We start from the raw sequence: 9,765 nt of genomic DNA, 5'->3' as shown, positions 1-9,765 counted from the left end.
CGCCGCTGCGGCGGCCCGGGTTTCATGGTGCGCCGAGAACGACCCGGCGTGGAAGCCGGTGTGCGAAATGCTCTCGGTACTGCCCACACTACTCCGCGCTCCGCCGCAGCGCGGAGTAGTGGCCGCATGGATGTGGAGTACCGGCCGGGCCGTCTCCCGGCACGAGGAGCCGATGCCCGCTCAGCAGGTGTACGCGGCTTCTACTGCGTCACCGTCGGGCCGGACGGCGGCGGACCACCGCGACCGCTCGCGGGGCGGGACACGGGCCTGTGTTCCTCCTGGCCGTCGGGGTGGCCGCCCTGCGGGGGGACGGATCGAAGCCCTGTTTCCTGCCCGGGCGCCGGCTCCCGCACGCTGCGTCGCTTGGCGCGCCGAAGGAGGCGAGGCAGGGACGCGTAGAAGCGGTCGGGAAGGAACACGGCGTCCGCGATGATCATCGTGCCTGAGAAGAGAGGCAGCCCCAGGACCACCGCGATGGCGACGTGCATGCCCAGCAGCAGGGTCAGGACGGGGTACTTGAGCCGGCCGAAGAGCACGAACGGAAAGGCGACCTGGGTGAGAACGGTCAGGTAACCCACGACCGCCATCGCGAGCGGGTACTGGTCCATGGCGTGGGAGAGCGCGGGCCACGGCTGGAAGAGCTCCAGGTTCAGCACGTAGTGGAGTGCGGTGCCGTCGTCCCAGAAAGAGCCCTGGACCTTGTAGAGACCGGCCGATCCGTACAGGAAGCAGACCTGCGCCGCGATCACGAAGACGCCGCAGTTGTGCACCACGGTGGCCAACGTCGTGCGGGCTGCCCGCAGTTCCCGCGCGACAAGGCTCCGCCGCACCGGTGCGCCATCCGAACGCGCCGTCCTGGTCCGCTCCCTGCGGGCGTCCAGCGACCAGCGTCGGCCGCACGCGGTGAGCACGAGGTAAAGGGCCATCAGCAGAAGGAGATTGTCGCCCCCGTCCGTCATGAAGATCGCCCTGGCGTGGAAGGAGGCCACCACGGCGGCGAAGAGCACGGACATGACCCGGGTGCGCCAACCCAGCATGAACAGCACGGACGTCACGAGGGCCAGCACATAACAGAGCTCGAAGTAGGTACGGCTGTCCGACAGGATCAGGAAGCTGTACCAGCCCGTCTGGTCGAAGAGCTGCGCCGCCAGTGCCGGTGTCCACGGGGAGTCGGGACCCCAGATCTCGTACCGGTGCGGGAACTCCCGCAGGAGAAAGGCCAGGTAGAGGAGTCCGTACCCGATGCGCAGAACCGACGTGGCGTACAAGGACACCGGCCGGCCGGTGAGAGTGTCCCGGAAGGCATCGGCCCGGGCGAGGAGCAGACGGTGGACCGGGAATTCGCGGACCTGCTCATTTCCCATGGGGGGTCACCTTCCACCAGGGCAGGAGCCGGCTCTCCACCGGCGTCGGCGATCGGCGCCCGGCCGCTGTACCGGGCGCGGCGACGGGCGCGGTGACGACCCGGAGCTGGATGAACTCGAACCTGCCTGCGCGGTGACCGGCGACGCGTTCCGCGGCGATGTTGCTCAGATACTTCTGCATCATCACGGCCCGCGCCGAGCGTGCCGTGTCGTCCGCGCCGTGTGTGTCGACGTAGGAGGTCCAGGCGCGGCGCAGGAGGTTCTGAGCCGTGTGGCTGGGAAACGGATCATGTTCGACCGCGGCACGGTCCAGGGCGGTCAGGTCGATCCAGGGGCTGACCCGCGCGGTCCCGTCGGGAGCGGTGTGCGAGGTGCGCGCCCACACCCGTCGGTTGACGGAGTCGGGGTTGGGGGCGAAGAGCCGCCAGTTCTGTTCGAACAGGGGGTACATCCATGCGTCGACCTGCCGGCTGTACCGCTGGGAGACGGGGTTGGGAGGCGCCACATGGAGAAACACGGCACCGACATGGACCAGGGTCGTCACCAGACACAGCAGGACCGCGGTGTGCAGTCCCGCCCTCAGGGCCCTGGCACCCCTGGGTCGCCTGCCGGGTGGGTCCGCGTCACGCGGCTCCCCCGGCAGTTGGCCGGCATCGGGCCGCCGGCCTTCCCTCACGTGCGCCGAATCAATTCCGCTCGACACCGCCCACCTTGCTTTCTCGCGTCCGCTGCCCTCGAGGTTTCTTTGCACCGGCATCGGCGGCGCGCGGCGGAATCAAGGGATTCCGCCGCGCGCCGTCATCCGGTGTACGGACCTCTCGCAACCTGCCGACTAGCCTTCGTGGTCTTCCTGGCCGTCGGATTTCGGTGCGTTGCCGTAGCCGTAGTCGGCGTAGTCGCCGTAGTCATGGCCGTTGTTCTCGTCGTGCCCACCGTGGCCGTGATCCGGCTTTCCGGGGCCCTGATGTTCATCGCCCGGCCGGCCGTTGTAGCCGGGCCCGCCACCGTGCTCCGGTCCCCCGTGCTCACCCGGCTTGCCGCCGTGCTGGCCCGGCTTGCCGCCGTGCTCACCCGGCTTTCCGCCGTGCTGGCCCGCGGTGTTCCCGGCCGTGTTGCCCGACGTGTTGCCGGCCGTGTTCCCGGCCGTGTTGCCCGACGTGTTCCCGGAAGTGACGTTGTTCCCGGCGGTGTTGCCCGAGCTGCTCCCGGCCCCGGCGCCGCCCGTGACGCTGACGATGGGCCCGCCCAGGAGGCCACCGCTGACCAGGCCACCACCGATCACGCCGGCGGTGGTGCCGGTCGTCGATCCCGTGGTGGTGCCGGTGGTCGTTCCAGCGGTGGTGCCGGTGGTCGTTCCGGTGGTGGTACCGCCCGTCGTGGTACCACCGGTCGTGCCCGTCGAGCACGAGTTGAGGAAGATCCGGTTGTTGTCGAGCGTCACGGCGCCGTTACGGGCCAGCGCCCGGCCCTCGATGTTCGTCCCCGTGGTCACGTGGATGTCCGTCAGCGCCATGATGGTGCCCACGAAGGTGGAGTTCGTCCCGAGGGTGGCCGAACTCGTGACCTGCCAGAACACGTTGCACGGCGAAGCGCCGTTCGTCAGAAGCACCCGACTGGAGGAGGCGGTCGTCAGAGCTTCCGGAATCTGGAACACCCAGACGGAATTCGGATTGCCCCCGGCGTCCAGGATCAGGTCGCCGGTGAGCCCGACACCGGAGGCAGCTTTGTAGACGCCCGGAAGCAGCGTGGTGCCATTGCCGATTCCTGCCGCAAGGGCGAAGTCCGGGGCCTGGCCTGCCGCATTGTTGTACGCCGTGACCAGGTCGGACTTGGCCTGAAGCGCCACGGCGTCGGCGGCGTGCACGGCGCCGAGCACCAGGCCCGGCGGGAAACCGGTGATGGCCGGGTTGGGGTGCGTTCCGAGGTCGTGACTGATCACCGTGGGGCCGGTGTTGGTGACTCCCGCACCCGCGAGAACGGAGAAGCTCGCCGCCGTGGCCAGCGGTACGGGCGTCGCGATGGCGACGGCCTGGGCGGGGGACAGGACGACCAGCGCGGCGGCGACCGTTGCGGCGAGGGCCGAGGCCAGCAAGCCGGGCAAAGTACGGCGACTTGCCATTTCAGGGATCTTCAGCTTCATCAAGAGGCCATTTCCTGTGGGGGCTTGGCATGCCGGGCCCTAACCAAACGCCCGGGGAGCCTTGATCTGTTGGTGCATATTACGGAGGAATCCGCAAAGCCCCACGGAAAAGGAGCGGATTTCGTAATCTCCAAGCACTAAACCCTCGAATGCCGGGCACGCATGAGGGAATACATATTTCTGATTATCCGGCGCGTTCACCCGGATGCGAGGGTCCGCTCCGGGGGCCGGCTCACACCCACGCGTGCGCGGCGACTCCCGTCAGCAGCGCGCGGGCAGTCTCTGTGCGCAGTCCGTTGCCCCGCAGGAGATGGCCTGACACCCGTGGGCTCAGGAACAGCGGTACAGCGGGGTCGGGCGGCAGCCTGCTCGTGGACCTCCGAGGTCGGCCCGGCTGCGATTCACCGCACCCAGGAGACGGAACGGCCCGTTCTCCCGCAACCAGCCGCACTCCTTCGGCCAGGCACGCAAGCCGTCCCGCGGCTCCCCGGCCATGTGACGCACCATGCCCGGAGCAACGCGAAAAAGGCCAGGTCACGGACTCCGTGACCTGGCCTCTGCGGGAGCCCCCTGTCGGATTCGAACCGACGACCTACGCATTACAAGTGCGTTGCTCTGGCCAGCTGAGCTAAGGAGGCCTGCGCCCGCGCGATCGCGGACGTGCCCGTGCAGTGTACCCAGGCCACAGGCGCCCCCTGTCGAAAATTTCCGCGAAGTTCACATGCCGCCGGGTACTGACATCCGGGCGAACGGCGGGTACCGTCCTGTGCCAGTTCACCCTCGTGGACTACACCACCACCTTCCTACAACGGATCGTCCGGCACGTTCCTGCCGGTAGAAGGGGGCCCATTCACCATGGCCACTGTCTCGTTCGACAAGGCGACCCGGATCTACCCGGGCACCGAGAAGCCCGCCGTTGACGGCCTCAACATCGAGATCGAGGACGGCGAGTTCCTCGTCCTGGTCGGCCCGTCCGGCTGCGGCAAGTCCACCTCGCTCCGCATGCTGGCGGGGCTCGAGGACGTGAACGCCGGCGCCATCCGCATCGGTGACCGCGACGTCACGCACCTGCCGCCGAAGGACCGGGACATCGCCATGGTGTTCCAGAACTACGCGCTGTACCCGCACATGACCGTCGCCGACAACATGGGCTTCGCCCTGAAGATCGCCGGTGTCAACAAGGCGGAGATCCGCAAGAAGGTCGAGGAGGCCGCGAAGATCCTCGACCTCACCGAGTACCTGGACCGCAAGCCGAAGGCCCTCTCCGGTGGTCAGCGCCAGCGTGTCGCCATGGGCCGTGCCATCGTGCGTGAGCCGCAGGTCTTCCTCATGGACGAGCCGCTGTCCAACCTCGACGCCAAGCTCCGTGTGTCGACCCGTACGCAGATCGCCTCGCTGCAGCGCCGCCTCGGCATCACCACCGTCTACGTCACCCACGACCAGGTCGAGGCCATGACGATGGGCGACCGCGTGGCCGTCCTCAAGGACGGTCTGCTCCAGCAGGTCGACTCGCCGCGCAACATGTACGACCGCCCGGCCAACCTCTTCGTCGCCGGCTTCATCGGCTCCCCGGCCATGAACCTGGTCGAGGTCCCGATCACCGACGGTGGTGTGAAGTTCGGCAACAGCGTCGTCCCGGTCAACCGTGACGCCCTCAAGGCCGCCACCGACAAGGGTGACAAGACGGTGACCGTCGGCGTCCGCCCCGAGCACTTCGACATCGTCGAGGAGAACGGCGGCGCCGCCAACGCCCTGTCGAAGGACACCGAGGACAAGCCGGCCGGTCTCGCGGTCTCCGTGAACGTCGTCGAGGAGCTCGGCGCCGACGGCTACGTCTACGGCTCCGCCGAGGTCGGCGGCACCACCAAGGACCTCGTCGTCCGCGTCGAGGGCCGCCGGGTGCCGGAGAAGGGCTCCACGCTGCACGTCGTGCCGCGGCCGGGCGAGACCCACGTGTTCTCGACCTCCACGGGCGAGCGCCTCTCCGACTGAGACGGCGGACACCGCTGAGGCGGCTGAGACGGCCGCCTCGCAAAACCACCGGCCCGGGTGAATTCGCCCAGGTTGACTCGAAGGGCCCCGCAACCTGCTGCGGGGCCCTTTTCGTTGTCGACAAATACCCCGGCAGATCGGTCATTTCGAGCGGTGTACGTCAACGCCGTACCCGGAACGAGCCACCAGTTCATCCCCCGAACCGGTGACTAAATGTCGCCAAATCAGTACCGAACGCTACCCTCACTCGCGTGAAGCACTCCACTAACCCTCAGACGCGAGGCGGCCAGGGCCCCGCCCGCCGGGTCGGCCGCACCCTCGCCCTCGTCCTGCCCGTCCTTCTGGTGCTGTCCGGGACCCTCGCGGTCACCCGGGTCAACTGGACGGGAAGCCCGTCCGGCTCGGTGCTCACCGCCTCCGACGCGATCGACGACGCCAAGGCCGCCGCACCGGTTCACCGGGCCCCGCAGGACGTGCTGCGGGACCAGCTCCTGGCCGAGCTGCAGGACAGGAACCCGGGCGTTGTCCTCACGCACCTCCAGGAGGCCGTGAACGGGCGTCCCTCGCTCGCCGGGCACTGCTACTCCATCGCCCGCGCCCTGGGCCGCGCCGCGGCCCGGATGTACGGGCCGGTGAGGGCCCAGTCGTATGCCCGCCCGGTCTGCGACACGTCCTTCGCGACAGGCGTAGCAGCAGCACAGGGCTGAGTCCCCCACCCACCGGTTCCCGCGCCCGCCGGCTCTGGTCGTGGGGGCTTGTCAGGGGGCTGGCCGGGTGCACCCGCGCCCGCCGGGTCCGTGCCCGTGACATCCCGCCCGCCGGTTCTGGTCGGAGGGACTGTCCGGGCGGCCCCGGCCCGCGGATCCCGCGCCGACCAGTTCCGGTCGCGGGACTGGTCGGGCTGTTCCAGGAGACGCCGGTGAGGACCGCCGCGAGGGCGGCGGCCACCCACCAGGCGGACCGCACCAACCGGTCCCCCACCCGCCGACCCCGCGCCAACCGGTTCTGGTCGCGGGACTGGTCTGGCCGTTCCAGGAGACGCCGGCGAGGACCGCCGCGAGGGCGGCGGCCACCCACCAGGCGGACCGCACCAACCGGTCCCCCGCCCGCCGACCCCGCGCTAGCCGGTTCTGGTCGCGGGACTGGTCGGGCGGTTCCAGTCCGCCGGTCCAGCTCCGCGGACCCCGCGCCTGTTGGGTTCCCACCCGCGGCATTCGCGCCCGCCCACTTCTGGTCGAGGGGACTGTCCAGGCGGACCCAGGAGCGCGGGACAGCGCCAACCGGTCCCGGTCCGCCGACCCCGCACCAGCCGATCCCACGCCCGCCCGGGTTCGAGCGCCCGCGGCATTCGCGCCCACCGGTCCCGCGCCCGCCGGCTCTGGTCGGGGGAGCTGGTCCGGGGGCTAATCGGGGGGTCCCGCACCAGCCGATCCGGTTCACCGATCCCGCACTGGCCGGTTCTGGTCGGGAATCTGTCGAGCCGTTCCGGACCCCCGACCCCACACCAGCCGATCCCGCGCCCGCCCGGATTCGCGCCCACCGAGCCAACCGGTCCCGCGCCCGCCGGGCACGCGTCGGCCAGTCCCGTCTCGGTCGGGTTCGGAGGAGGGTAACGGGTGATTAAGGAACGGTTCCCGGCGTCGGTCGCCTCCGACAGGCCCCGTACAGTTCGGGCATGACCCATCCGAACGCCGCTTCCCGCCCCGTTCAAGCCGTCATCCTGGCCGGAGGCCAGGGCTCACGGCTGCGTCCGTACACCGACGACCGGCCCAAGCCGATGGTCGAGATCCCCGGCACGGGGACGCCGATCATCGGCCATCAGCTCGTCTGGCTGGCCGAGGAGGGCGTCACGGACGTCGTCGTCAGCTGCGGGCACCTCGCCGAGGTGCTGCAGAACTGGCTGAAGTCGGCAGATCTGCCGGTGCGGGTGACGACGGTCGTGGAGAGCGAGCCGCTCGGCCGCGGCGGCGGCCTGAAGTACGCCGCCTCCCATCTCCCCCACCCCGACAAGCCCTGGTACGCCACCAACGGCGACATCTGGACCCGCTTCTCCCTGCGGGACATGGCCGACTTCCACACCGAGCGGGACGCGGTGGCCACCCTGGCCCTGGCGCGTCCGCGCATCCCCTGGGGCGCGGTGCAGACGGACGGCTTCGGACACATCACGGACTTCATCGAGGCCCCACCCTCCACGTTCGAGATCAACGCGGGCGTGTACGTCTTCTCGCCGGAGTTCGCCGAACTGCTGCCGGAGCGCGGGGACCACGAGCGGACGACCTTCCCCCATCTGGCCCGGGAACTGCGTCTGGCGGGCTTCCCGATCCCCCAGGGCTCCTACTGGCGGGCCATCGACACGGCGAAGGACCTGACGGAGGCGGCGAAGGAACTGGCCGCCCTGGGACGCTGAGAACGCGTCCGTCGTACGACTCAGAGTTCCCGCTGCCGTATGGCCCAGGGCAACCGAGGGGTCCCGCACAGTCAGCTGTGCGGGACCCCTTCGTAGTGGGCCAAGAGGTTCAGCCGGTGGGCCCGCCCAGAATGTCGCCCACCGGCCTGGTTACCCCAACAGGCCGCCGACCAGGCCCGGTTGGCCGGAGGAGCCTCCGGAGCCGGTGCCGGTGCCGCTGCTGGAGCCGGTGCCGCCCGTCGAACCGCCCGACGTGGGGCCGGAGCTGGTGCTGGGGGCGCCGCCGGAGGGAGCGGAGTGGTGGGGCGTGGTCTGGCCCGCCGTGCCCTGGGTCTGGCTGGGGGCGCCGCCCGTCGCGGTGCTGCTCGGGGTCGTCGCCGCGCCCGACGGCGTGGACCGGCTGGTCGCGCCATGGCTGGGCGAGTGGGAGGCGGACGGCGACTGCCGGTGTCGCTTACCCGGTTCCTGCGGGAGCGGGGAGCCCGGCAGCTGGTTGCGCGGCGCCTCGCCGGGGCCCGGCACGACCACCCGGCCGGCGTCACGGACCGCGCCGCCGAGCAGGCTGCCGATGAGCAGCGTGAGGCCGACCGTGATGGCCGTGATGAGCGCGCCACGGCGCAGGACGTAACGGCGCAGCTCCCAGATGTCGGAGCGGGGTCCGAGACGGCGCCAGGCGCTGCCGGCGAGGCGGCCGTCGACGGAGTAGACGGGGGCGCCGGCGATGATCAGCGGGGACCAGGCGGCGAGGTAGATGATGTCGGGGGCGTCGTAGGCGGGGACGGTCTTCCAGCTGACGGTGACGATGAGCGCGGCGGAGAGCAGGGCGCCGAGGACGGCGGCCACCCGCTGCCAGCAGCCGAGGACCGTCAGCACGCCGACGATCACCTGCGCGAAGGCGATGACCAGGCCCGAGCCGACGGGGTGGTGCAGGGCGAACTGGCGCAGGGGCTCGGCGACTTCCCACGGGTGCAGGGTGTTGAGCCACTTCACCATGGAGCCGCGCTTGCCGCCGTCGAAGTAGACGGGGTCGCACAGCTTGCCCATGCCGGCGTAGATCGAGATGAAGCCGAGGAAGATGCGCAGCGGGAGCAGGACCACGCCGAGATTCATGCGGCGGCCCGGGTAGTACGCGTGCCGGGCCGGGTCGTCGCCGTGCCGCGGAGAACGCTGCTCCTCGGCCTCGTCCGGCTCGAAGTCCGCGTCGCCGTACGGGGGTTCCTCGTCGTAGGCGCTGCCCACCGTGCGCATGTGGGGCAGCAGGCGCGTGCCGCCCGTGTCCTCGTAGCTGCGCTGGGCGCCGACCATCGGGGTCTCGACGGTCTGGTCCAGCTCGTCGTAGATCTCGTCGTACGTGGGGCCGGTCTCGACGCGCGGGATGACCTGGGTGGCGCCGGCGTCGGCGGAGGGGTCCTCGCCGCGCCGGACGCCCGCCCGCACGGCCTGGAGCAGGCGGTGGGCGCCGGTGTCGTCGGGAGCGGACCTGCCGCTCCACACGACCGGCCGGCGGCGGGCCGCCGGCGTGCCGCCCGCGGGCATCCGGGTCATGTCCTCGCCGGCGCTCAAGTGCCGTGCGATCCGCGGAGATTGGGCGCGCGTCGACACGCCGAGCTGCACGCGGAAGCTGGCGTGATTGACGATGATCTGCGCCGGATCGCTCGGCACCTTCACCATGCTCAGCGCGGGAGCGTCGTCGAATCCGGAATCGAATCCCGACGAGCGGTCCCCCGTGGGTGTGCGGGGTGTTCTGGTGTCCACACTCATCTAACCGAGTGACGTGTGCTTAGGACACTGCTTTGACCCGCCGGATGTGTCCGGACCCCGTCAAGCTTGTCCCAGACGCCCAGATTGACCCGCACGGGTGA

General features: G+C 70.3%; 7 protein-coding genes and 1 tRNA gene. 3 read left to right on the top strand and 5 right to left on the bottom strand.

What is annotated here, in order from left to right; genetic code table 11:
- Positions 1-200: 200 nt before the first annotated feature.
- From ABZZ74_RS31680 to ABZZ74_RS31665, 4 genes are all read right to left on the bottom strand, one after another.
- On the bottom strand, positions 201-1,364 hold the full coding sequence (locus ABZZ74_RS31680) for an HTTM domain-containing protein (RefSeq protein WP_356770753.1): 1,164 nt from the start codon (positions 1,362-1,364) through the stop codon (positions 201-203).
- Positions 1,354-1,908, bottom strand: coding sequence for a DUF5819 family protein (locus tag ABZZ74_RS31675; protein WP_356770751.1), 555 nt, complete (start codon positions 1,906-1,908; stop codon positions 1,354-1,356). The genes ABZZ74_RS31680 and ABZZ74_RS31675 overlap by 11 nt, the downstream gene beginning before the upstream one ends.
- 288 nt (positions 1,909-2,196) lie before the next feature.
- A complete protein-coding gene (locus ABZZ74_RS31670) occupies positions 2,197-3,504 on the bottom strand; it encodes an ice-binding family protein (protein WP_356770749.1) in 1,308 nt (435 codons plus the stop codon).
- A gap of 564 nt (positions 3,505-4,068) precedes the next feature.
- Positions 4,069-4,142: transfer RNA gene (locus tag ABZZ74_RS31665), tRNA-Thr, on the bottom strand.
- A gap of 217 nt (positions 4,143-4,359) precedes the next feature.
- On the opposite strand from ABZZ74_RS31665, the gene ugpC reads away from it, so the two are divergent.
- The 3 genes from ugpC to ABZZ74_RS31650 all read left to right on the top strand — a co-directional run bounded on the left by ugpC (position 4,360) and on the right by ABZZ74_RS31650 (position 7,903).
- Complete coding sequence (ugpC, locus tag ABZZ74_RS31660) at positions 4,360-5,496, top strand: sn-glycerol-3-phosphate ABC transporter ATP-binding protein UgpC (RefSeq protein ID WP_356770747.1); 1,137 nt, start codon at positions 4,360-4,362, stop codon at positions 5,494-5,496.
- A gap of 251 nt (positions 5,497-5,747) precedes the next feature.
- Entirely contained in the window at positions 5,748-6,203 is a 456-nt protein-coding gene (locus tag ABZZ74_RS31655) for a hypothetical protein (RefSeq protein WP_356770745.1), read from the top strand.
- A 968-nt stretch (positions 6,204-7,171) separates the two neighbouring features.
- The gene (locus ABZZ74_RS31650; RefSeq protein ID WP_356770743.1) at positions 7,172-7,903 is read left to right on the top strand and encodes a nucleotidyltransferase family protein; all 732 of its coding nucleotides are present in this window, start codon (positions 7,172-7,174) and stop codon (positions 7,901-7,903) included.
- 150 nt (positions 7,904-8,053) lie between these two features.
- Here ABZZ74_RS31650 and ABZZ74_RS31645 read toward each other — a convergent pair whose 3' ends face one another.
- Complete coding sequence (locus ABZZ74_RS31645) at positions 8,054-9,664, bottom strand: DoxX family protein (protein WP_356770741.1); 1,611 nt, start codon at positions 9,662-9,664, stop codon at positions 8,054-8,056.
- Positions 9,665-9,765 lie beyond the last annotated feature (101 nt).

It is taken from the genome of Streptomyces sp. NPDC006476, from assembly GCF_040612015.1.
In the GTDB taxonomy this organism is placed as follows: Bacteria; Actinomycetota; Actinomycetes; order Streptomycetales; family Streptomycetaceae; genus Streptomyces; species Streptomyces griseorubiginosus_B.
Note: the sequence above shows the minus strand (reverse complement) of the source record. Positions and strands in the feature narration are given on the sequence as shown.